We start from the raw sequence: 21,425 nt of genomic DNA on the forward strand, positions 1-21,425 counted from the left end.
GGACCCGCATATGCAGCCGGGCCCGAGACCAAAGTGGTCTCGGGCCCGGGGCTGGGCTTCGGGTCAGCCGACGGCGGTGTCGGGGATGCGCACGGGGACGGCCTCGGGGCGGCTGCCGTTCGGGGTGCCCTTCTTGAGGCTGTGGGCGTAGACGTCGACGTATTCCTGGCCGGTGAGTTGCATCAGCTCGTACATGACCTCGTCGGTGACGGCGCGCTCGACGAAGCGGTTGCCGCCCATGCCGTCGTAGCGGGAGAAGTCGATGGGCTCACCGAACTTGACGGTCACCTTGCGGCGGCGCCACTTGAAGGGACCGGGCGGGGAGACCTTGTCGGTGCCGATGACGGCAACGGGGATGACGGGGACGCCGGTCTCCAGCGCCAGGCGCGCGAGACCGGTCTTGCCCTTGTACAGGCGGCCGTCGGGGGAGCGGGTGCCCTCGGGGTAGAGGCCGACCAGGCGGCCCTGATCGAGCAGCTTGCGGGCGGCGATGAGCGCGTCCTCGGCGGCGTCGGCGCCGCTGCGGTCGATCGGATACTGGCCGGTGGCGCTGAAGAAGAACTTCTGGAACCGGCCCTTGATGCCAGGGGTGGTGAAGTACTCGGCCTTGGCGAGGTAGTTGATCCGCCGCGGGCTCGACAGCGGCGCGAACAGCCAGTCGGCGAAGGAGAGATGGTTACCCGCCATGATGGCCGGCCCATGCGCCGGAATGTTCTCCACACCCTCGACCGTAGGCCGGTTGTAGAGGTGAATGAATGGTCCCAGCAGCACGAACTTCAGCAGCCAGTAGAACATGACGTCCTTCCCCCGAAGCCGGGATAGTTGCGGGCACCTGCGTCAAGTGCCGACTTTACCGCTGGTGCAAGATCACATCCAAGCGCAGCGGCGAATCTCACCACACTTCGGCGCGGCGCCGGAAGATCGCGATTCGGCAACGTGCGCCGCAGGCCACGAAGGTCATACCGGAGTCAATGGCTCGTCCGCGCCACCCGCGCCGACTTACGCGCGCCCGCGGGCAACGCCGCCCTGGCCAGGTCCGCGGCGCCGATCATGCCCGCCGCTTCGCCGAGCTGGGTGGTCCGGATGCGGGCAAGCGGCCGGTGCCCCGCGCCGGTGACCGCACGCGCGTATTCCTCGCGCGCCTCGTCCAAGAACAGCGGCGCCGAACTGCTCACGCCGCCCGCGATGACCACCAGGTCCGGATCGAAGATGTCGCTGACGAACGCGAGCCCGAGCCCGAGCCAGCGGGCGAAGTCGGCCATCACCCGCACCGCCAGCGGGTCGCCGTCCTGCGCGGCGCCGGCGACCCGGCGTCCGGTCAGCGACCCCGGATCGCGTGCCACGTCCCTGGCCAGCACGGATCGCACCGGGTCGGTGGCCAGCATCTCGATCGCGGTGTCGGCCAGCGCCGTTCCGCTGCAGTAACGCTCCCAGCACCCCTGCTTGCCGCACGGACAGGGCCGCCCCTGCGGAACCACTTGCAGATGACCGAGTTCCGGCGCGACGCCGTGCGCGCCCCGGTACAGCTGGCCGTCGATGAGCAGGGCGGCGCCGATGCCGGTGCCGATCGCGATGAGCACCACGTTGTGCCCGCCCGCCGCGGCGCCGAACCGGTACTCGGCCCACATCGCGGCGTTGGCGTCGTGCTCCAGGATCACCGGCAGCTCGAGGCGTTCGCTGAGCCGCTGCGCGACCGGCGCGTCCTGCCAGGGCAGGTGCGGGGCGAACCGGACGGTCGAGCGGTCGCCGTTGATGAATCCGGCGACGGCCAAGCCCACCGCGCTGATCGGGTGCCTGCCGCACAGGTCGCGCACGGCACGATCGAGCGCGTCCTCCAGTGCCCGCGCGGAGTGCGGCGTCGGCGCCTGGACGGTGTCGAGCACTTCGCCGTCGCCATCGATCACGGAGGCGCGAATGTTGGTGCCGCCGACGTCGATACCGGCGGTCAGCGGTCGCGCGCCGGCCATCTGGTGCGTCATGCCTTGATCGTCACGGGGATGTCGACGTAGCGGGAGCGCTCCTGGTCCTGCGCGTCCTCGCGCGGGCCGTGCTGATGCGGCGCACCGGTTTCGGGGTCGGCGTCGGCAGGCATGACGGGATCGACCGGCACCCCGGCCAGCGCCTCGCGTAGCACGGTCACGATCGCGGTGCTGTGCTCGGCGACCGCGGCCAGCACCTCGTGGTGCTCGCCGCGCACCAGCGCCGCGGCCGCGCACACCGGGCACCAGCTGCAACTGGACCATTCGACCTGTCCTTCGGCGGCGCGCCGCAACACCGGCTCGACGCGTTCCAGCACCGCCTCGGCCAGCAGTTTCAGTTCCTCCGTGAATTCGGCGATGCCATCGGGCCCGGCGTGGCCGCCGGCCTCGTCGTCCACGGGCGGACGCGGATCACCCGTCATAGTCGGCGCTTTCGGACATCGACCAGACCCGCGGATCGGGCCGGAATCGCACCACCAGGTATCCGTCGTCGAGTTCGGCGCCGTCGACCGTGCACCGCCGCAATACCGGCGCCAGGCGCACCCGGCGCCGCACACCGTCCGCTCCCACGATCAAATCGTCCTCCACTCGGCCAAGGCGCAGCGTCGCGGCGTCGACCACCGGTAGGTGCATGCGTAGCGCGTACACCGACTGCAACCCGGTGCCGGATTCCCGTCGAACCAGCGGTTCGCCGGAACCCGCGTCGACCTCCGTCTGATTGTCGCTCAGCATAAGCGCAGCGTCGCGGGTGTTGCCCGCCGAGTCCACCACGTACGACAGCGCGGCCAGCGAATTCAGGCCGATCGGCTCGGCGCCGGTGTGCGGCGCGATCAGCACCGGGACGCCTGGCATCTTGCGCCGCAACTCGGCGATCACGTCCGCTTGTTCGCCGCGCCGGTTCGAATACCACTGCACCGCAGGATGTTCGGCTCCGTCCGCATCGGGGGGCGCGAGGTCGGGCAGCACCTTGTTCACCACCACGGCGTCCAGCCGCAGGCCTAGCAGCGCCGCCGCGGAGCGCACCCGCTCGGATTCGGCCACCGCCACCCGCTCGGCGACCGTGACCAGCCGCGCCCCGGTGCGCCCGTGGTCGGTCAGCAGATCACGAACCTCGGTGACCGCCTTGACGATCCGGTCGACCGTGGCGGCGAGCACCGCGCGGCGCAGATCGGTGCCGACGGCGCTCATCGCCCGCGCGTGCGGCGGCCAGATCCGCTCCAGATAGCCCAGCAGCGTGTCCGGCGCGGTGACGATGCGCAGCATGTCCGCCGACGGCGGGCAGTCGACGACGATCAGGTCCCAGGTGTCCTCCGCGGTGAACTGGGTGATCTCCACCAGCATCAGCAGTTCCTGCACGCCGGGCAGCCCGGTGAGTTCCGCCGGGTCGAGTGCGGCGAGATCGATGCCGTGCTGGTGGCGACCTGTCGAGATCATCCGGACCACGTCGCGGAACCGGTCCTCGAGCAACGCGAGCGAGTCCACCTCGATCACGTCCACCCCGGGCAGCACGGTCGCGATGCCGGTCACGGTGCCGGGATCGTGCGGGAAACGGAAGCCGAGCGCGTCGCCCAGCGAGTGCGCCTGATCGAGCGAGGCGATCAGCACGCGGCGGCCCGACTCGGCCTCGGCCATGGCGGCGGCGCAGGCGAGCGTGGTCTTGCCTACCCCTCCCTTGCCGATGAACAGGTCGACCCGGGTCTTGTGCGCGATCAGTCTTCGACCCGTTTCTTCAGTTCCTTCAGCGCGGTATCGGTGATCACCTTCTCGGCCTTGCGCTTGAACATGCCGATCATCGGAATGTTCAAGTCGACGGTCAGCGTGTAGACGACCTCGGTCTTGCCGTCGGGGAGATCGATCAGCTCGTAGGTACCGTGCTGCGCTTTCTGCAGTTCACCGCTGAGCAGCGTCCAGCTGACCGCCTTGTGATCGGCCCGCCAGTCGTAGGACAGGACGTAGGTGTCCTTCACCACCCCGGTATCCAGCACGAACCGCGCGGTCTCGGCCAAGCCGTCCGGCCGCTTCTGGAGCACCTCGACCGATTTCGCCGCCGCCACCCACTGCGGGTAGGACTCCAGGTCGGCGATGACGGCCATCACCTGCTGCGACGGAGCCTCGATGACGATCGATCTCTGGGTCCGGTCGGCCATGCGGACAGCGCTTCCTTTCAGCGTCGGTGCTGGGGCGTCAAGACAGGTGCGCGGGCGCCATACCGGCAGGGCGACCCGCTTCCAGCCGGGACTTCAGTTCGAACGACATGTTCTTGCCCGCCACGCGGCGCGCCCGGTTCGCCGCGGCGAGCTTGCCCGCCGGCAGCGCGGGCACCGGCTCGGCGTGCAAGAAGTAGTGCAGGATCACGCCGTCGAGGGAGGTCTCGAGCCACACTTCCATGGTGCCGGTCAGCGCACCGGTCACCGACCAGCGGATCCCCTTCTCAGCTCGGTCTTCCCGGACCGCCAGGACCAGGTCCGGCCACCAGCGGCGCCAGGTGTCCGGTCCCGCCAGCAGCTCGGCGACGGCGGCTCCCGATGCGGCGACGAAGGTCTGATCTGCGACCTGGATACTGCTCACTCCGCTGAGCGTAGTAGATGCGACGCGGATCACCGCAGCAGCTGTCGCAGGCGTGCGCCCAGGCTGTCCCAGCGCCACTGCTGCTCGACGAACGCGCGCCCCGCCGCGCCCATCCGCGCGGCGGCGTCCCGATCGGACAGGATCTCCACCAGGGCGTCGGCGATCGCTTGCACGGAGCGGCCGTCCACCACGCGACCGGTCTTGCCCTCGATGACGGTTTCCGGCGCGCCCCCGGAATTGCCCGCGACGACCGGAACGCCGGACGCGGACGCTTCCAGGTAGACGATGCCAAGGCCCTCCACGTCCAGGCCCGCGCCCCTGGTGCGGCACGGCATCGCGAAGACGTCGGCCAGCGTGTGGTGCGCGGCCAGCTCGCCGGACGGGACCCGACCGGTGAACACCACGTCATCGGAGACGTCCGCGGCCACCGCCAGCGCGCGCAGCTTCGCCTCGAACGGGCCGCCGCCCGCGATCACCAGCACGGCTCCCTCGACCCGCTCCCGGATATCGCGCATCGCGAGGATCAGCGCGTCCTGACCCTTGCGCGGAACCAGCCGGGACAGGCACAGAATGGTCGGGCGATCGCCCAGACCGTAGCGTTCCCGCAACTCGGCGCGCGCCGCCGGATCCGGGCGGAACGCCTCGGAGTCCACGCCGGGCGGCAGGTACTCCAGCGCCGCGTTCGGCCCGAAGGCGGACGCGAACCGGCGGCGGGTGTAGCGGCTGACGTAGGTGACCACGTCGGTGTGCTCGCCGATGGCGCGCAGCGACTGCCGTGCACCGGGCAGCATCGACCAGCCGACCTCATGGCCATGGGTGCTGGCCAGAATCCGTTCGGCGCCCGCACGACGCAGCGCCGGAGACATGAGCGCCAGCGGCGCCGCCGCGCCGAACCACACCGTGTCGCACTGCTCGCTGCGCAGCAGGCGCGCGGCGCGGCGCAGCACCAGCGGAGTCGGCAGCATCAGGGTGGTGGGATGGCGCACCACCTGGAACTTCTGCTTGGCATCGAACTTCAGATGGCTGTCGCCGCGCCACCGCGGGGCATAGACCACCAGGTCATCGGGCGGCAGCTGACCGGCCAATGCCTGCAGATACGACTGGATACCGCCCGGCCGCGGCGGGAAATCATTGGTAACCAGCAAAGTTCGGGCCATGCGGAACAAAATACTGTGTTTGTTCGGCCGCGACTCCGTCGCGGCGTGTTCGCGGCCCCCCTGATGGCTCGCGTCCGAGCGAGCGCCGCTGGCGACTTCGTCGCAAACGCGGCGGCCACTCGGACGCGAGCCGGGCCGCGAACGGGAATGCTCGGTCTCGCTGCGCTCGAAAACGGGAGCGGGGCCGATATTGCCGCGCCGGGCGGTAACCGCCGTACCCGGGGTTGCGGTGTTCGATGGGTTGGGCTCGGCTGATTGCCCGCCGGTGGTTTGTCGTGCGCGTGGTGGCTGGCCGGGTGTGAGCCGAGGGTGATTCGCAGGCCCTCGGAGTGCGGAGTGCGGAGTGCGGAGTGCGGAGTTTGGGGCGGCAGGGGATTGGGCGGTGGTCAGGTTGTGCGGACGCTGAGCCAGGAGCGCCAGTCGGTGATGAAGTCGGTGCGGGTGGCGCCGAGGACGTCGCGGAGGACGCGGTCTTCGGTGGTGGGGGTCTGCTCGGCCGCGGCGATGCGGTGGTAGAGCTGGACCAGGCGGGGCCGATCGTACTTCTCGGCGACGAAAGCGCAGATCGACCAGGCCTGTTCGTAGGCGAGCGCGGCGTTGGGGCCGGAGAATTCGGCGTCGGTGGGGAGGTCGCCGGGGATGTCGCCCGCGTGCGCGTTGGCGGTGACCGTGGGAGCCACGTCGGCGAAGCGGCGGCCCTGCCCGTGGTTGGCGGTGTAGTCGGCGAAGCCCTCCAGCATCCACAGCGGTGCGCCGTCGACGGTGTCGGCGCGGGCGGCGATATGGGTGAGTTCGTGACGCAGCAGGGTGGCCATGCCCGCGGGATCGAGGCGGCGGCCGGTGTCGGGTCCGAAGACGACGCGCTGGCCGGTGGGCCGGCTGCCGGGCGTGAACGGGTCGGACACCGACGCGGCGGCGACCTCGGCGGGGACGAGGCCGCTCGCGCGAACCAGGCCGGCGAATTCGGACGGGGACGAGGCCACGACCACCAGCGCCGACTGCGCCCAACCGGTGCCCCACACGTCGGTCACCGCGGCGATGGCAGCGGGGAGCTCGCGCTCGAGGATGTCGATGTCGGACCGCTGGGCGGGATGGCCGACGACCAGGGACTGCCGTCCCGCACCGGTCGGGACCTGGCGGGCGACGATCGGCCCGAACGGTTCGACGATGCGCCGCACCTCGGCCAGCCGCGGATCAGCGGCCACGGTCTGGCCCACGACATCGGTCGACCCCGGTTGGGCTGCACGCATTTTCGGCAGCACCGCATTGGGCAGCATGAGCAGGGCGACACCCAGCCCGGTCAGCGTCACCACCACCGCGACGGTGAGACAGAACTCGAAGCGCCGCCGCGCCGACCACCACTCACGCAATCTCCGCAAGCCGGTCATCGGCGCGCCTCGGACTGGGGATCCGCCTCTCGGCGAGCAAGCGGACCGTGCGGCGCAGGCGCACCGCGCCTCGCCGATGTTCGAGTAGGTCGCGCCGCTGCCGGGCATCGCAGTCCGCTGTCGTTGCGTCGCGGCTCAGCGCTGGCCGCGTAGCTCTGGTGTCCGCCAGTATGGATTCCGGGCCGCTCGCCCATCGTGGCGACGCGGCGGTTGACTGCCCCGTGCACGACCGAGACTTTCCGCTCCCCGATCAGGACCGGGACATGCTGCTGCGGGGTTGTGGAGTCGGCTGTGCGCGAGGGCGCGCAGTGTTGTCGGTTCGCTCGCTGGCGCTCGCTCACGACTGCGCCTCGCTGGCGCTCGGCTCCGTCGTGCGCGAGAGCGCGCTGTGTCCTCGGTTCGCTCGCTGGCGCTCGCTCACGGCGCCTAGTATCGCCGAGCCGAGTGGAACGGTGTCGAGCCGAGGGGGGCGACCGCGACGGGGACGCCGAAGGTGGAGGCGTGCAGCATGAGTCCGTTGCCCGCGTAGATGCCGACGTGTGAGGCGTCGGAGTAGAAGAAGACCACGTCGCCGGGCTGCATGTCCTTCTTGGGGACGGGTGTGCCGTAGGCGGCCTGCTGGGAACTGGTACGCGGCACGGCCTTGCCGACCTGTTTGAACGCCCACTGGACCAGGCCGGAGCAGTCGAACTGGCTCGGGCCGGTGGCGCCCCAGACGTACGGGTCTCCGACACGGGTGAGCCCGGCGGCCAAGGCGCTGGTGCCGCTGCCGGGGACCAAGCCCTGCAGCAGGGTGTCGCGGTCGTAGCCGGGCGGGAACGGCGAACCCGCCAGCGCCGACTTGTCCGTGGCCGACAGCCCGCTCCATGCCTGCACCACTTCGGCGATGGCGCTGCCCAGGTCGTTGCGCTTCTTCTCCAGATCGCTGCGCACCGCGTCGGCCTTGTCGGCGGCCGAGCGGGCGGCGTCCGCGGCGGCACGGGCTGTCGATTCGGCGGCGGTCGCGGCGTCGGTGGCCTTCTTGTACTTGTCGAGCTGCGCGGAGGTCTGCGCGGTGACCACGTCCAGCGTGGACATCTGGTCGAGCAGTTGCTGCGGTGAGTCGCTGACCAGCACGGCGAACAGGCGGTTGGTGCGTGCGCCTTGATAGGCGGCGATCGCCGTGCGGTCGATGACCGGCTGATACCGGCGCACCTCGTCGCGGGCGCGGTCCACCGCGTCGGTGCTGGCGGCCAGCTTGGCCTCGGCGTCACGCTGGACGACGAGTTTGACGTCCAACTCCGTCTCCGCGTCCAGTGCTTGCTGATTGAGCTGTTCGGACTGGCGGGACAAGTCGATCATGCGCTGCACGGCTTCGGAGGCCGTCGCGGGAAGCGCGACCGGATCGGCTCCGGCGGGAGTGCCGCCGCAGAGCCCGGCGGTCAGAATCCCGGCTGCGAGCGTCGCTCCCACCAGACGTTTCGTGCGCTGTCTCCGGTGATGTTCAGCCACAGCCCGTAGTGCCCCGTTCTCTCGTGAAGCGATCTCTCGTGAAACCGACGCGGAGGCCTTCGTCGAACCCGGAAGTTTGCCAGACGCGAACCCGGGGTACTCAGCGAAAGGTCTCGGTTAGGTTACGGAACGGCGTGTATCGCTGTCCAGTAGAGAACGAATTGATCACGCCGTCCTCGCTGCGGTCGGGCCACGATGCGCGGCCCGACCAGCGGCGGCTCAGAACCGGCGGGCGCCCGCGATCGGCATCGAGGAGATCGGCGCGACCCGCACGGGCGTGCCTGAGGTGGAGGCGTGCACGATGTTGCCGTCACCGGCGTACAGGCCGGAGTGGCCGCCGCCGTAGAACGAGACCAGGTCGCCCGGCTGGAGGTCGTTCAGCGAGACCGGGCTGCCCGCGGCGAGCTGCGCGCCGCTGGTGCGCGGCAGCTCGACGCCGGCCTGCCGGTAGGACCACTGCACCAGCCCGGAGCAGTCGAACGCGTTGGGGCCCGCGGCGCCGTAGACGTAGGGGGAGCCCACCTTGCTCAGGGCGGCGTCCAGCGCGATCTCGCCCGCCGGCTTGGGGGCGGCGAAGGGCAGCGGAGCCGGACCGGGCAGCTCGAGACCCGGGGCGCCCTGCGGAACCGGGATCTCGTTCGGAACATCGATGGTTCCGATGCCAGGGATGGACACGGGCTGGGCCGACGCGGGGGCGGCCGGCAGCAGGAGCGCGCCGAGGGTGGCAGCGCCGACGGCCCCGGCGGCAACAGCGCGCTGTGCCTGACGCTTGACGGCGTTGGTCGTCATGATGCGGTACTCCTCATCTGCCTCACGACGCCGCACCCGGTGGTGCCGCGGACTTCGTCGGACTCCGTGAGGTCTCGAAAAGGTTACGAAGACATCACGGTCATTTGTAAAGCCCGCGGAATGTGAAAAGCCGTTGTCCGCGCAATTTGCGGGCGAATGGGTGTGAGATGCGTCCCAGGTAATCACGAAAAGATAACGACGGCGAAATGGCAGGCTCGACGGCCGTGCCGGAGCATGTGGGGTCCACCTCGTATCCAATCCGCATTCGGGAGTATTTCGCCAGGTAGGAGGCATAAAACGGGCATAAGGACGGGTATGGTGACGCCTGCGTGCGCCGTGCTCCCGGGGCTGGTCGACACGCCCGGGTGCGACGGCTCGGGCATTGCCCGACGCGCCTCAATGTTTGATACAGTTTTCGCCTATCGTGTGATCTGGATCTCTTTTGTGCATTTCTAGATCATTTCCCGGGAATCGCCACCGAATCCGCACGGTGTTATTCGGACATTTCGTGCCGTGATCGCACGTGCGGTTTCCTGTCGGACCGTGGTCCTACGCTGCACGCCGTGCCCGACCCAGCGCCGCACGCGACGGCCGCCAAGCAACTGGCCTTCGACGAACTCGACACGCCTCTGTACGAGACCACCTTCGTGGTGGTCGACCTGGAGACCACGGGGACCAGCCCGGGCTCGGACTGCATCACCGAGATCGGCGCGGTCAAGGTGCGTGGCGGAGAGGTGCTCGGCGAGTTCGGCACACTCGTCAATCCCGGACGGGAGATACCGCCCGCGGTCGTGCACGTCACGGGGATCACCACCGCGATGGTGTATGCCGCCCCGCGGATCGAGGCGGTGCTGCCCGGCTTCCTGGAATTCGCCGCCGGTGCGGTGCTCGTCGCCCACAACGCCCGGTTCGACATGGCGTTCCTGCGCGCCGCCGCCGCGCAGTGCGACACTCCGTGGCCGGCGGCGCAGGTGTTGTGCACCGTGAAGCTCGCGCGGCGGGTGCTCGGACGCGACGAAGCACCCTCGGTACGGCTCAGCGCGCTGGCCCGTTTGCTCGGCGCGACCACCCAGCCGACCCATCGCGCCCTGCAGGACGCGCGTGCGACCGTGGACGTGCTGCACGCCCTGATCGGCCGCGTCGGCAACCAAGGCGTGCACAGCCTCACCGAGCTGCTCGACTATCTGCCCGACGTGACGCCCCGGCAGCGTTCCAAGCGTTTCCTCGCCGCGGATCTGCCCGCCGCCCCCGGGGTGTATCTGTTCCGTGGTCCCTCCGACGAAGTCCTCTATATAGGGACGGCCGTGAACTTGCGCCGCCGCGTCCGCAACTACTTCACCGGTTCGGAGACCAGGGGCCGGATGAAAGAGATGGTGTCCCTGGCGACTCGGGTCGACCACGTGGTGTGCGCGCACGCGCTCGAGGCGGGGGTGCGAGAACTGCGGCTGCTGGTGGCGCACACCCCGCCGTACAACCGGCGGTCGAAATTCCCGAAGCGGGCATGGTGGCTCACCCTGACCGACGAGCCGTTCCCGCGCTTCTCCGTGGTGCGGGAACCGGCCTGGGATGCGCTCGGGCCGTTCAACTCCCGCAACGACGCCGCGGATTTGGGCGTGATCATCGCGGAGTTCACCGGCTTGCGCACCTGCACCGCCCGGCTGCCCCGCGGCGCGGTCCACCGATGCCCGCCCGCGGTCGTCGGCGGCTGCCCAGCGGGCTCGGACGGGAGCTCGCTGAGCACAGCCGACTACGCGTCCGCGCCCGCACTCGTGCGCGCACTGTTCGCCGGACGCTCCGACGCGCCGCTGCGGGCCATGCTCGACCGAATCGAAACCCACTCGCGCGCCGAACATTTCGAGGCCGCGGCGAGGTTACGCGACCGTGCCGTCCGGGTGCTGCGCGCGCTGCATCGCACCCAGCGACTCACCGCGGTGGCGCGAATCGCCGAGCTCGTCGCCGCGCACCCGGACGGCAACGGCGGTTGGGAATTCGCGGTCATCCGATACGGTCGCCTCGCCGGCTCCGGTACCGCGCCGCGCGCGGTGCCGCCGATGCCGATCGTGGAACAGATTGTTGCCGCCGCCGAAACGGTTGTTCCTAGAGGTGGTTTCGACCACCTCGAGCATGCGCCTGCGGATGGAGAAGCCCCCGTCGCCGCGCGCCGCCACGCCGAGCCGATCGTGGAATCCAGCGCGACGGCGTCGCCCGAAGGCTCGGGCTCGGCCGCGTCGATGCCGGATGCCGATTCCGTCGACTCGAGAGGCGCTAGCGGCGCGGAGAACTCGCCGGTCGTACCGCTCGCCGGATTGCGGCGGCCCGAAGAGCGTGCAAGTGAAGCAGAGTCGTCCGTGCACGCTGGACAGCCCGTTGCGCATACGGCGTTCGCCCCGGTCTCTTGCGTGGCGAACGATTCGATCGGCCTCCACGCCGACGTGTCCGAGCACGACTGCTCGCCCGCAAACGCCCCACCGTTGCGCGGGGCCTCGCCCGAGGAGGTCGCCTTGGTGGTGCGCTGGTTGGCGCGACCCGGGGTGCGAATCGTCCGGACGAGCGAGGGGTATCAGGAGCCGATGTACGGCGCGGCGCGGTGGCTGGGCTGGGTCGAGCTGGCCGACGCCGCGGCGCGTGCCCAACCGACCGAGCAGGCGTACCTGGACCGCTTAGGCTGAGCACCATGATTACCGCGATCGTCTTGATTCACGCCGACAACGCCCGCATCCCGGAGACCGCGCAGGCGGTCGCGGACACCGAGGGCGTCGCCGAGGTGTACTCGTGCGCGGGCGACGTGGACCTGATCGCGATCGTGCGGGTGCGTGATCACGAGCAGATCGCGGAAGTGGTGACCGGCCGGATCGACAAGACGGCCGGTGTCCTGCGAACGACGACGCACATCGCGTTCAAGTCGTACTCGCGCGCCGAGGTGGAGGCGGGTTTCTCGCTGGGTGAGTAGTCCGGCTCAGCCTTCGGAGTCTTCGATCTCGACGCTGTAGGCCGGAAAGACGTTGCGCTCGCCCGGTCCGAGTATGTCGACCACGTCGCCGGAGCATTCGGGCGAGTCGTAGATCCGCACGACGCTGTCGGTGTAGTTACGCACCTCCACGTCGGATCCATCGCCGACATGCAGGCAGCCACTCGGTTCCCGATAGGTCGTGTCGTCGATGATCAGAACCCCCGTGGCCGCCCCCGCGCAAGGCGCGGCCGCGACGATGCCTGCCGCGGCGACTACACCGAGCAGCGCCGAAAACGTGTATCGCATGTCTGTGCTCCTCGTCGGTCGAATCGACCGCGCGGCGCCCGATTAGCTGAGCTGTGCGCCGTGCGCCGGATTGCGGGGTGACCCTATCCGGCGCACCCACGCTGACCAGCGCGATCGCTCGAGACGGCGTGTTGGACGCCAGCGCGGCGGAGGGGATCGCCTCGGCCGATCGCTCGGCGAACTCAACAGCCAGGTGGCGACGCACCACCATCGCACCGGTAAACCGACGGCGTGATCTACGAGTTCCGGCGCGAGCGCGGGCGTCCCGCCGACGCGGCGTACCGTGCCGCGGTGGTTGGTCAGTTGTCGCCGAGCGTCTGCGTCAGCTTCGCCCAGCGCTCCAGCAACGCGGCCGCTTTGCCGCTGTCGATGGCATCGGCGGCGCGGTCGATGCCCGCGGCCAGCGCGTCGTGCAGGTCGGCGTCGGGATCGCCCTCGCCGCGCGACCAGTCGTAGGCCACGATCGCGGCAGCCGAATTGAGCAGCACCGCGTCACGCACCGCCGCGCCGCCGCCGGCGAACACCTCCCGCGCCACGCCCGCGTTGACCTCGGCGTCGCCGCCGCGCAACGCGTCCAGCTCCACCCGCGGGATGCCGATCCGGGTGGGATCGATGGTCGTCTGGCGGGTGCGGCCGCCGGTCACGATCCACGCGGTGGTGGTGTCGGAGGTGGTGATCTCGTCCAGACCGTCGTTACCGCGCACGACCAGCGTGCTGGCGCCGCGCTCGGCAAACACGCCCGCGATCACCGGGAGCAGATCGGGGAACGCGCACCCGACCAGGCCCGCGCGGGGCTGCGCCGGGTTGGTCAGCGGCCCGAGCACATTGAAGACGGTGGGAATGCCGATCTCCCTGCGCGCCGCTCCCGCGTACCGCAGCGCGGGATGGAAGACGGGCGCGAAACAGAATCCGATGCCGACCTCCCGCACACAGCGGGCCACCGCCTCGGGACCGAGCACGAGCTTCACGCCGAGCGCCTCCAGCACGTCGGCGCCGCCGCTCTTGGACGACGCGGCCCGGTTGCCGTGCTTGACGACCGGGACGCCGGCGGCGGCCACCACGATCGAGGACATGGTGGAGATGTTCACCGAGCCGGAGCGGTCGCCGCCGGTGCCGACGATGTCGACCGCGTCGCCGTCGATGGGCACCAGCCGCGCGTGGTGGAGCATGCCCGCGGCCAGACCGGTCAGCTCGGCGGGCGTGGGGCCCTTGATCTTCATGGCGACACCGAACGCGGCGATCTGCGCGGAGGTGGCGTTGTCGGACATGATCTCGTTCATCGCCCACGCCGTGTCGTCCGCCGCCAGGTCGCCACCGTCGGCGAGGGTCCCGAGCACCTGGGGCCAGCTGCGCACGCTCATTCCACACTTCTCCCGTCACACTGGTCTCGCGCACCAGTTCGTCCGCAAGCAGCCTAGGCCCACCACTGCCTTCCAGCGCACCGATACCGGGCATTCGCCGCCCCCGCCACATGAGCGAGCAGCGAATACGCAGCGCAGGCGGCAGTAACCAGGCCGTGGCTACGCCGGGGTCGGCGAACCTCGAGGCCCCGAGGTTGGCGCTGCGCGTGACCACTGGGCCCGACACCGTCTTTCGAGCGGAGCGAGATCGAGCATTGCAATCAAACACAGCTTGGTTGCAGGGCGTCCCAGCCGTCGGCGTTGCCGTCGTGGCGCTGTGCGAGACCGGCCATGCGCGAGCGCTCCTGTGCGCAGTGCAGCGCGTCGAGCAGTTGGACCCGCTGGAGGATCACCGCCTCGAAAGCGTCGGTGCCCGGCCCGCCGACCGGGGGCGCCGGCGCGTATCCGTCCTGTGCGGCGATCGCGCAGACGGTCTCGACGTGCCGGGGCGGGATGCGCAGGTGGTGGCGCAGCACCGCGGGCGCGTCCGGCGTCAGTCCGGTCGCGCGCGCCAGCGCCGTCGAACACGCCTCCGCGTCGTCGAAGCTGGAGACGACCACCACCAGATCCGCACGGTTCGGATCCAGCTCCACCGGCCGGTCCCGCCGGAAGAGCCGCCGCCACAGCCGTGGTGCCACCTTCGCCTCCATCTCAGCTTCTCCTTATCCGTGCCTGTCATGCTGGCAGCGCGTTCGTCCGCCAGTGCGACCGGTTCGGGGATACGCGCACACGGCGTCCCCTGGTCCGCGCCTGGTCGAGAGCCCGTCCTCCGGTGCGTTTTCCAACACGGAAGAACGAGTTTCGTACCCGGGTACTGCTGTCGTACTACGACGAGTCATACTTACCCCCGTGACGACCGCAGTAGGGACCCCAGGATCGGCCATTACCCAGCGTGTGCATTCGCTGAACCGGCCCAACATGGTCAGCGTCGGTACCATCATCTGGCTGTCGAGCGAGCTGATGTTCTTCGCCGGCCTGTTCGCGATGTACTTCGTCGCGCGCGCCCAGGCGCACGGTCACTGGCCGCCGGAGCCGACCGAGCTGAACCTGAAGCTCGCTGTGCCGGTCACCGCCGTGCTGGTCGCGTCGTCGTTCACCTGCCAGATGGGCGTGTTCGCCGCGGAGAAGGGCGACGTGTTCGGCCTGCGCCGCTGGTATGTCATCACCTTCCTGATGGGCGCGTTCTTCGTCGGCGGCCAGGGCTACGAGTACTACAACCTCGTCGGTGAGGGCACCTCGATCGCCAGCAGCTCGTACGGCTCGGTGTTCTACATCACCACCGGCTTCCACGGTCTGCACGTCATCGGCGGTCTCATCGCGTTCCTGTTCCTGCTGGCCCGCACCAAGGTGAGCAAGTTCACTCCCGCGCAGGCCACCGCAGCGATCGTCGTCTCCTACTACTGGCACTTCGTCGACATCGTGTGGATCGGGTTGTTCGCCACGATCTACTTCGTCCGCTGAGCGTGGACGTCGCGCCGCCGTGCAGCAGGCGCGGCGACACCCCAGATCTTTCGCACAAGTCGGTTCCGTCTACTCCAAAGGGACACAGATGAGTTCATCTCCCCCGTCAGCGCCAGAGCCCGCCAGCCCCGGGAACGGCCAGGCCAGCAAGACGCGCAGGCAGCGCCGCGTTCGCCGTCGCATCGCGGGCGGGCTTGCGCTGCTGGTGGGCCTCGTCGGAGCAGGCTTCCTGGCATCGGCCCTGACGCCGGACCCTCAGCGCGCGACCGCGAACGAGGACCAGTCCGCGCTGATCCGCGAGGGCCAGCAGCTCTACGACACGTCCTGCATCACCTGCCACGGCGCGAACCTGCAGGGTGTGCCCGACCGTGGTCCGAGCCTGATCGGCGTCGGCGAGGCCGCCGTCTACTTCCAGGTGTCGTCCGGCCGCATGCCGATGGCCCGCAACGAGGCCCAGGCGCAGCGCAAGCCACCGAAGTTCGACGCCCACCAGACCGACGCGCTGAGCGCGTACGTGGCGGCCAACGGCGGCGGTCCGACGGTGGTCCGCGACGCCAACGGCGAGGTCGCCCAGGAGTCGCTGCGCGGTGCGGACATCGCCCGCGGTTCGGAGCTGTTCCGGATGAACTGCGCGTCCTGCCACAACTTCACCGGACGGGGCGGCGCGCTGTCCTCCGGTAAGTTCGCGCCGCCGCTGGAACCCGCGAACGAGCAGCAGATCCTCGCCGCGATGCTCACCGGTCCGCAGAACATGCCGAAGTTCTCCGACCGTCAGCTGAGCCCGGAGGAGAAGCGCGACATCATCGCCTACGTCAAGAACTCGACCGAGGAGCGCAGCCCGGGCGGCTGGGATCTCGGTGGGTTCGGTCCCGCGACCGAGGGCCTGGCCATCTGGGTGGTCGGCATCACGCTCGTGGTCGGCGCCGCGATGTGGATCGGATCGAGGTCATGATGGATAAGGAGCGAGACGACATGGGTCGGCCGGATGAGGGCCGCGACACGCGACCGTCGCAGGAGCAGTCGGTGCCCGCCACTCCGGCGGAGCCGACCGAGGCGGAACTCGACGCGATGTCGCGCGATGAGCTGGTCAAGCTGGGTACCGAGCGCGACGGCGTCGACGTCGCCTACCGGCGCGAGCGTTTCCCGATCCCGGGCACCCGCGCGGAGAAGCGGGCCGAGCGCGCGGTGACCTTCTGGTTCGCCGTGTCCGGTATCGCGGCCGCGGCGCTGGTCGGCGTGTTCCTGTTCTGGCCGTGGGAGTTCAAGGGCAAGGAAGAGGAGGGCCACGGGCTCTACTCCCTGTTCACCCCGTTGATCGGCCTGACCTTCGGCATCTCGGTGCTGGTCATCGGCGTGGCGGTGGTGCTGATCCGCAAGCTGTTCATCCCCGCCGAGCTGTCCATCCAGGAGCGGCACGACGGTCCATCGCCTGAGGTCGAGCGCCGCACCCTGGTGGCCGAGCTGCAGGACGCGCTGGAGACCTCCACCCTGGGCCGCCGCAAGATGATCACCCGTACCGCGGGCGCCGGTGTCGGCGTGCTCGGTATCGGCGCGCTGCTGGTGTTCGTCGGCGGCATGATCAAGAACCCGTGGGCCAAGGGCGACAAGTCGCCGCTGTGGGTCTCCGGCTGGACCCCGGACTACCCGGGCGAGACCATCTACATCCGCCGCGACACCGGTCGCCCGGACGACGTCGTGCTGGTGCGTCCGGAGGACCTGGACGCGGGCGCCATGGAGACGGTGTTCCCGTGGAAGGAGAAGTGGCGCGGCGACGAGCACGCCACGCTGGAGTCGCTGCGCGGTATCCGCAACGCCGTCATGCTGATCCGCCTGCGCACCGAAGACGCGCAGAAGGCGATCAAGCGCAAGGGTCAGGAGAGCTTCAACTACGGCGACTACTTCGCCTACTCCAAGATCTGCACCCACCTCGGCTGCCCGACCTCGCTGTTCGAGCAGCAGACCAACCGGATCCTGTGCCCCTGCCACCAGTCGCAGTTCTCCGCGACCGAATGGGGCAAGCCGGTCTTCGGTCCCGCCGCTCGCGCGCTGCCGCAGCTGCCGATCACCGTCAACGCTGAGGGCTTCCTGGTCGCCAACGGCGACTTCATCGAGCCGCTCGGCCCGGCCTACTGGGAGCGCCGTTCATGAGTCCTTCTGTCGCAGCCCAAGCCAGCGAGGCGGACGAGCGGTACCGGGCCGCCGCCTTTATGAAGCGGTCGATCAACAAGGTCTTCCCGACACATTGGTCGTTCCTGCTCGGGGAGATCGCGCTCTACAGCTTCATCATCCTGCTGCTGTCGGGTGTGTATCTGACCCTGTTCTTCGACCCGTCCATGAGTCACGTCGTCTATGACGGCGCCTACCAGCCACTGCGCGGCGTGACGATGTCGCGGGCGTACGAGACGGCGCTGAACATCTCCTTCGAGGTGCGCGGCGGTCTGTTCGTCCGCCAGGTGCACCACTGGGCGGCGCTGCTGTTCGCGGCGTCGATCATCATCCACCTGTTCCGGATCTTCTTCACCGGCGCCTTCCGCAAGCCGCGTGAGGCGAACTGGGTGATCGGTTCGCTGTTGCTGATCCTGGCGATGTTCGAAGGCTTCTTCGGCTACTCGCTGCCGGACGACCTGCTCTCGGGCACAGGTCTGCGGGCGGCGTTCTCCGGCATCACGATCTCGATTCCGATCATCGGTACGTGGATGCACTGGCTGATGTTCGGCGGCGACTTCCCCGGCGACATCATCATCCCGCGCCTGTACATCGCGCACGTGCTGCTGTTCCCGGGCATCATCCTGGCGCTGATCGCCGCGCATGTGGCGTTGGTGTGGTACCAGAAGCACACGCAGTTCCCCGGCCCGGGCCGCACCGAGAACAACGTGGTCGGCGCCCGCATCGTGCCGGTGTTCGCCGCGGACCAGGGCGCGTTCTTCGCCTTCACTCTCGGCATCGTCGGGATCATGGGCGGCGTCTTCCAGATCAACCCGATCTGGAACCTGGGCCCGTACAACCCCTCGCAGGTGTCGGCGGGCTCGCAGCCGGACTTCTACATGATGTGGACCGACGGTATGGCTCGCTTGATGCCGCCGTGGGAGCTGTACATCGGTAACTACACCGTGCCCGCGGTCTTCTGGGTGGCACTGATCATGGGCTTGGTGTTCACCGTCTTGATCGCCTACCCGTGGATCGAGAAGCGGCTCACCGGCGACACAGCGGCACATCACAATCTGTTGCAGCGCCCCCGTGACGTGCCGGTCCGCACCGCGATCGGCGCGATGGCGATCGCGTTCTACGTGGTGCTGACGCTGTCGTGCGTGAACGACATCATCGCGCTGAAGTTCGACATCTCGCTGAACGCGACCACGTGGATCGGCCGCATCGGCCTGCTCGTCGCGCCGCCGATCGCGTACTTCCTGACCTACCGGTTCTGCCTGGGCTTGCAGCGCAGCGACCGCGCGGTGCTGGAGCACGGCATCGAGACCGGTGTGATCAAGCGTCTGCCGCACGGCGAGTACATCGAGGTGCATCAGCCGCTCGGCCCGGTGGACGAGCACGGTCACCCGATTCCGCTGGAGTACCAGGGCGCCCCGGTCCCGAAGCGGATGAACCAGCTGGGCTCGGCCGGCCAGCCGGGCACCGGTAGCTTCCTGCGGCCGGACCCGCAGGAGGAAAGCGACCGGCACTTCGAGATCGAGCACGAGGAAGAGCACAAGCAGCTGAAGGTGCTGCAGAGGGCTCAGGAGGCGTCGAACGGCAAGCACGGCCACTGACCCCCCACGCGACGGCCCCGAGTCGAATCCGACTCGGGGCCGTCGTGCGTCACACGGCGGGCGTCACAGGCGCGGCGCCGCGCGGCGGGCGGCTTCGATGGCTTCGAATTTGGCCAGGTTGTGCCGGGCGTCGGCCAGCGCGTCGTGGGCGTCGGGTGGGATCGGCGGCAGCTCGGGACGGCCATGCGCCTCCCAGTGCTGGCGTAATTCGTTGGTGTAGCGGGGCAGCGCGTTGGGGAGGTCGACCATGGACCCCCAGAGCTGGCACAGCGCCACATGGTCGTAGGCGGCGACCCAGGCCCACAGCTCCGGCTGCACGCTCGGCCTCGGCACCAGGAAGGCGTACAGCTCGTCGCGGATCCGCGCACGGCTGCGCCACAGCGGTGAGGACGGCGGCGGCAGCAGCGGCAACACGAATTTGCGCACCCACGGCCCCGCACGATCGGGATCGAACTCGGTGGACACCGCGTAGTACTCCCGGCCGTCCTCGCAGACGACGCCGATGGAGACCAAATCGATGGTCACTCCGTCTTCGATGAATTCGCAGTCGTAAAAATATCTCAGCGAGATCGGTCTCTCCTCGGCTTCCAGGTGCCTTTGCGGCAGATGACGAGTTCCCAGCAAACCCTATGGTGACGGCTGATGCCCGCTCGCAAGGGCCCATACGGTGGAGATTTCCGCCACCTTGGTGCGAGCTTCCACCACTACCACCGGGTATCCCTGGAGGGCGATCGGTCCGTATTCTGAACTGGTGAACTGGACCGTCGACGTACCCATCGATCGCCTGCCGGAACTGCCGCCGCTGCCCGCCGAGCTGCGCAGACGGCTGGACGACGCGCTGGCGCGCCCCGCGCTGCAGCAACCGTCCTGGGATCCGGAACAGGCGGCCATGATGCGCACCGTACTGGAGAGCGTGCCGCCGATCTGCGTGCCGGCCGAAGTGGAGGAGCTGCGGTCGCAGCTGGCCGAGGTCGCCCGCGGCGAGGCTTTCCTCATGCAGGGCGGCGACTGCGCCGAGACGTTCGCCGACAACACCGAGCCGCACATTCGTGGCAACATCCGCACGCTGCTGCAGATGGCCGTCGTGCTCACCTACGGCGCGAGCCTGCCGGTGGTCAAGGTGGCGCGGATCGCGGGGCAGTACGCCAAACCGCGCTCCTCGGACCTCGATTCGCTCGGCCTCAAGTCCTACCGCGGCGACATGGTGAACGCGCTGACCGCCGACGCGGCACTGCGCGAGCACGACCCGTCGCGCCTGGTCCGCGCCTACGCCAACGCCAGCGCCGCGATGAACCTGGTGCGGGCCCTCACCGGCGCGGGCATGGCCGACCTGCACAAGGTGCACGACTGGAACCGCGACTTCGTGGCCCAGTCGCCCGCAGGCGCCCGGTACGAGGCGCTGGCCGAGGAGATCGACCGCGGCCTCGCGTTCATGACGGCGTGCCGGGTCAACGATCCCAGCCTGAAATCGGCGCGCATCTACGCCAGCCACGAGGCGCTGGTCCTGGACTACGAGCGCGCCATGCTGCGGTTGAGCGAGAACGCGATCGGCGAGCCGGTGCTCTACGACCTGTCCGCGCATTTCCTCTGGATCGGCGAGCGCACCCGTCAGCTCGACGGTGCGCATATCGCGTTCGCGGAGCTGATCGCCAATCCGATCGGCCTGAAGATCGGCCCCTCCACCACGCCCGAGCAGGCCGTGGAATACGTCGAGCGGCTGGACCCGAACAACGAACCCGGCAGGCTGACCATCGTGTCCCGCATGGGCCACAGCAAGGTCCGCGACGTGCTGCCGCCCATCATCGAAAAGGTGCAGGCCACCGGCCACCAGGTGATCTGGCAGTGCGACCCGATGCACGGCAACACGCACGAGTCGTCCACCGGGTTCAAGACCCGCCACTTCGACCGCGTCGTCGACGAGGTGCAGGGGTTCTTCGAGGTGCACCACGCGCTCGGCACGCATCCCGGCGGCATGCACATCGAACTGACCGGCGAGGACGTCACCGAATGCCTCGGCGGCGCCCAGGACATCTCCGACCTCGATCTGTCCGGCCGTTACGAGACCGCCTGCGATCCCCGGCTGAACACCCAGCAGTCGCTGGAGCTGGCCTTCCTGGTCGCGGAGATGCTGCGCTGAGTTCCGGCGCACCGGTCGGCATCCGGTGCGCCGAG

General features: G+C 69.3%; 21 protein-coding genes. 7 read left to right on the top strand and 14 right to left on the bottom strand.

Translation table 11 applies throughout. The features are described from left to right. Positions 1–63: 63 nt before the first annotated feature. The 10 genes from IU459_RS22710 to IU459_RS22755 all read right to left on the bottom strand — a co-directional run bounded on the left by IU459_RS22710 (position 64) and on the right by IU459_RS22755 (position 9,372). On the bottom strand, positions 64–795 hold the full coding sequence (locus IU459_RS22710; protein ID WP_195131574.1) for a lysophospholipid acyltransferase family protein: 732 nt from the start codon (positions 793–795) through the stop codon (positions 64–66). A 173-nt stretch (positions 796–968) separates the two neighbouring features. After that, positions 969–1,979 (bottom strand): ROK family protein, encoded by a 1,011-nt coding sequence (locus IU459_RS22715; protein WP_195131575.1) that lies wholly within the window; start codon positions 1,977–1,979, stop codon positions 969–971. Then, the gene (locus IU459_RS22720; RefSeq protein ID WP_195131576.1) at positions 1,976–2,401 is read right to left on the bottom strand and encodes a hypothetical protein; all 426 of its coding nucleotides are present in this window, start codon (positions 2,399–2,401) and stop codon (positions 1,976–1,978) included. Before IU459_RS22720 ends, IU459_RS22715 begins: the two co-directional genes overlap by 4 nt. Beyond that, positions 2,391–3,692 carry an ArsA family ATPase gene (locus IU459_RS22725; RefSeq protein WP_324198995.1) on the bottom strand — a complete coding sequence of 434 codons (1,302 nt, stop codon included), beginning with the start codon at positions 3,690–3,692 and terminating at the stop codon, positions 2,391–2,393. The genes IU459_RS22720 and IU459_RS22725 overlap by 11 nt, the downstream gene beginning before the upstream one ends. Next, positions 3,689–4,126 carry an SRPBCC family protein gene (locus IU459_RS22730; protein WP_195131577.1) on the bottom strand — a complete coding sequence of 146 codons (438 nt, stop codon included), beginning with the start codon at positions 4,124–4,126 and terminating at the stop codon, positions 3,689–3,691. The genes IU459_RS22725 and IU459_RS22730 overlap by 4 nt, the downstream gene beginning before the upstream one ends. Before the next feature lie 37 nt (positions 4,127–4,163). After that, positions 4,164–4,547: a polyketide cyclase / dehydrase and lipid transport gene (locus tag IU459_RS22735; RefSeq protein WP_195131578.1), complete on the bottom strand. Its 384-nt coding sequence runs from the start codon at positions 4,545–4,547 to the stop codon at positions 4,164–4,166. A 29-nt stretch (positions 4,548–4,576) separates the two neighbouring features. Beyond that, positions 4,577–5,704 carry a glycosyltransferase family 4 protein gene (locus tag IU459_RS22740; protein WP_195131579.1) on the bottom strand — a complete coding sequence of 376 codons (1,128 nt, stop codon included), beginning with the start codon at positions 5,702–5,704 and terminating at the stop codon, positions 4,577–4,579. 386 nt (positions 5,705–6,090) lie between these two features. Beyond that, positions 6,091–7,092 carry a hypothetical protein gene (locus tag IU459_RS22745; protein WP_195131580.1) on the bottom strand — a complete coding sequence of 334 codons (1,002 nt, stop codon included), beginning with the start codon at positions 7,090–7,092 and terminating at the stop codon, positions 6,091–6,093. A 426-nt stretch (positions 7,093–7,518) separates the two neighbouring features. Further along, on the bottom strand, positions 7,519–8,544 hold the full coding sequence (locus tag IU459_RS22750) for an NlpC/P60 family protein (protein WP_324198990.1): 1,026 nt from the start codon (positions 8,542–8,544) through the stop codon (positions 7,519–7,521). A 258-nt stretch (positions 8,545–8,802) separates the two neighbouring features. Further along, entirely contained in the window at positions 8,803–9,372 is a 570-nt protein-coding gene (locus IU459_RS22755; RefSeq protein WP_195131582.1) for a C40 family peptidase, read from the bottom strand. 563 nt (positions 9,373–9,935) lie between these two features. On the opposite strand from IU459_RS22755, the gene IU459_RS22760 reads away from it, so the two are divergent. Next, the gene (locus IU459_RS22760) at positions 9,936–12,041 is read left to right on the top strand and encodes a DEDD exonuclease domain-containing protein (RefSeq protein ID WP_195131583.1); all 2,106 of its coding nucleotides are present in this window, start codon (positions 9,936–9,938) and stop codon (positions 12,039–12,041) included. Positions 12,042–12,046: 5 nt separating this feature from the next. Further along, positions 12,047–12,322 carry an Lrp/AsnC family transcriptional regulator gene (locus IU459_RS22765; protein WP_195131584.1) on the top strand — a complete coding sequence of 92 codons (276 nt, stop codon included), beginning with the start codon at positions 12,047–12,049 and terminating at the stop codon, positions 12,320–12,322. A 6-nt stretch (positions 12,323–12,328) separates the two neighbouring features. On the opposite strand, the gene IU459_RS22770 is transcribed toward IU459_RS22765, so the two are convergent. The 3 genes from IU459_RS22770 to IU459_RS22780 all read right to left on the bottom strand — a co-directional run bounded on the left by IU459_RS22770 (position 12,329) and on the right by IU459_RS22780 (position 14,678). Further along, positions 12,329–12,628 (bottom strand): hypothetical protein, encoded by a 300-nt coding sequence (locus IU459_RS22770; RefSeq protein ID WP_195131585.1) that lies wholly within the window; start codon positions 12,626–12,628, stop codon positions 12,329–12,331. Between the two features lie 299 nt (positions 12,629–12,927). Next, entirely contained in the window at positions 12,928–13,989 is a 1,062-nt protein-coding gene (trpD, locus tag IU459_RS22775) for an anthranilate phosphoribosyltransferase (protein WP_195131586.1), read from the bottom strand. A gap of 260 nt (positions 13,990–14,249) precedes the next feature. Then, the gene (locus IU459_RS22780; RefSeq protein ID WP_195131587.1) at positions 14,250–14,678 is read right to left on the bottom strand and encodes a hypothetical protein; all 429 of its coding nucleotides are present in this window, start codon (positions 14,676–14,678) and stop codon (positions 14,250–14,252) included. Between the two features lie 199 nt (positions 14,679–14,877). Between IU459_RS22780 and ctaE the strand changes: the two genes are divergently transcribed. From ctaE to qcrB, 4 genes are all read left to right on the top strand, one after another. Then, the gene (gene ctaE / locus IU459_RS22785; RefSeq protein ID WP_195131588.1) at positions 14,878–15,489 is read left to right on the top strand and encodes an aa3-type cytochrome oxidase subunit III; all 612 of its coding nucleotides are present in this window, start codon (positions 14,878–14,880) and stop codon (positions 15,487–15,489) included. A gap of 88 nt (positions 15,490–15,577) precedes the next feature. Further along, on the top strand, positions 15,578–16,441 hold the full coding sequence (gene qcrC, locus IU459_RS22790) for a cytochrome bc1 complex diheme cytochrome c subunit (protein ID WP_195131589.1): 864 nt from the start codon (positions 15,578–15,580) through the stop codon (positions 16,439–16,441). A 20-nt stretch (positions 16,442–16,461) separates the two neighbouring features. Next, on the top strand, positions 16,462–17,637 hold the full coding sequence (qcrA, locus tag IU459_RS22795; protein ID WP_195131590.1) for a cytochrome bc1 complex Rieske iron-sulfur subunit: 1,176 nt from the start codon (positions 16,462–16,464) through the stop codon (positions 17,635–17,637). Further along, positions 17,634–19,253, top strand: a complete 1,620-nt coding sequence (qcrB, locus tag IU459_RS22800; protein WP_195131591.1) for a cytochrome bc1 complex cytochrome b subunit — start codon at positions 17,634–17,636, stop codon at positions 19,251–19,253. Before qcrA ends, qcrB begins: the two co-directional genes overlap by 4 nt. Before the next feature lie 63 nt (positions 19,254–19,316). On the opposite strand, the gene IU459_RS22805 is transcribed toward qcrB, so the two are convergent. Continuing rightward, positions 19,317–19,817, bottom strand: a complete 501-nt coding sequence (locus IU459_RS22805) for a polyadenylate-specific 3'-exoribonuclease AS (protein ID WP_195131642.1) — start codon at positions 19,815–19,817, stop codon at positions 19,317–19,319. Between the two features lie 187 nt (positions 19,818–20,004). Here IU459_RS22805 and IU459_RS22810 point away from each other — a divergent pair, with 187 nt between their 5' ends. Continuing rightward, a complete protein-coding gene (locus IU459_RS22810; protein WP_195131592.1) occupies positions 20,005–21,390 on the top strand; it encodes a class II 3-deoxy-7-phosphoheptulonate synthase in 1,386 nt (461 codons plus the stop codon). The last annotated feature ends 35 nt before the right edge of the window (positions 21,391–21,425 follow it).

This window comes from Nocardia amamiensis (assembly GCF_015477605.1).
GTDB lineage: Bacteria > Actinomycetota > Actinomycetes > Mycobacteriales > Mycobacteriaceae > Nocardia > Nocardia amamiensis_A.

Coding starts and splice junctions, on each gene's coding strand:
- qcrB (WP_195131591.1), top strand. CDS start 17,634: ATGAGTCCTTCTGTCGCAGCCCAAGCCAGCGAGGCGGACGAGCGGTAC.
- IU459_RS22715 (WP_195131575.1), bottom strand. CDS start 1,979: ATGACGCACCAGATGGCCGGCGCGCGACCGCTGACCGCCGGTATCGAC.
- IU459_RS22745 (WP_195131580.1), bottom strand. CDS start 7,092: ATGACCGGCTTGCGGAGATTGCGTGAGTGGTGGTCGGCGCGGCGGCGC.
- IU459_RS22720 (WP_195131576.1), bottom strand. CDS start 2,401: ATGACGGGTGATCCGCGTCCGCCCGTGGACGACGAGGCCGGCGGCCAC.
- IU459_RS22765 (WP_195131584.1), top strand. CDS start 12,047: ATGATTACCGCGATCGTCTTGATTCACGCCGACAACGCCCGCATCCCG.
- trpD (WP_195131586.1), bottom strand. CDS start 13,989: ATGAGCGTGCGCAGCTGGCCCCAGGTGCTCGGGACCCTCGCCGACGGT.
- qcrA (WP_195131590.1), top strand. CDS start 16,462: ATGGGTCGGCCGGATGAGGGCCGCGACACGCGACCGTCGCAGGAGCAG.
- IU459_RS22780 (WP_195131587.1), bottom strand. CDS start 14,678: ATGGAGGCGAAGGTGGCACCACGGCTGTGGCGGCGGCTCTTCCGGCGG.
- IU459_RS22755 (WP_195131582.1), bottom strand. CDS start 9,372: ATGACGACCAACGCCGTCAAGCGTCAGGCACAGCGCGCTGTTGCCGCC.
- IU459_RS22740 (WP_195131579.1), bottom strand. CDS start 5,704: ATGGCCCGAACTTTGCTGGTTACCAATGATTTCCCGCCGCGGCCGGGC.
- IU459_RS22770 (WP_195131585.1), bottom strand. CDS start 12,628: ATGCGATACACGTTTTCGGCGCTGCTCGGTGTAGTCGCCGCGGCAGGC.
- IU459_RS22730 (WP_195131577.1), bottom strand. CDS start 4,126: ATGGCCGACCGGACCCAGAGATCGATCGTCATCGAGGCTCCGTCGCAG.
- IU459_RS22710 (WP_195131574.1), bottom strand. CDS start 795: ATGTTCTACTGGCTGCTGAAGTTCGTGCTGCTGGGACCATTCATTCAC.
- qcrC (WP_195131589.1), top strand. CDS start 15,578: ATGAGTTCATCTCCCCCGTCAGCGCCAGAGCCCGCCAGCCCCGGGAAC.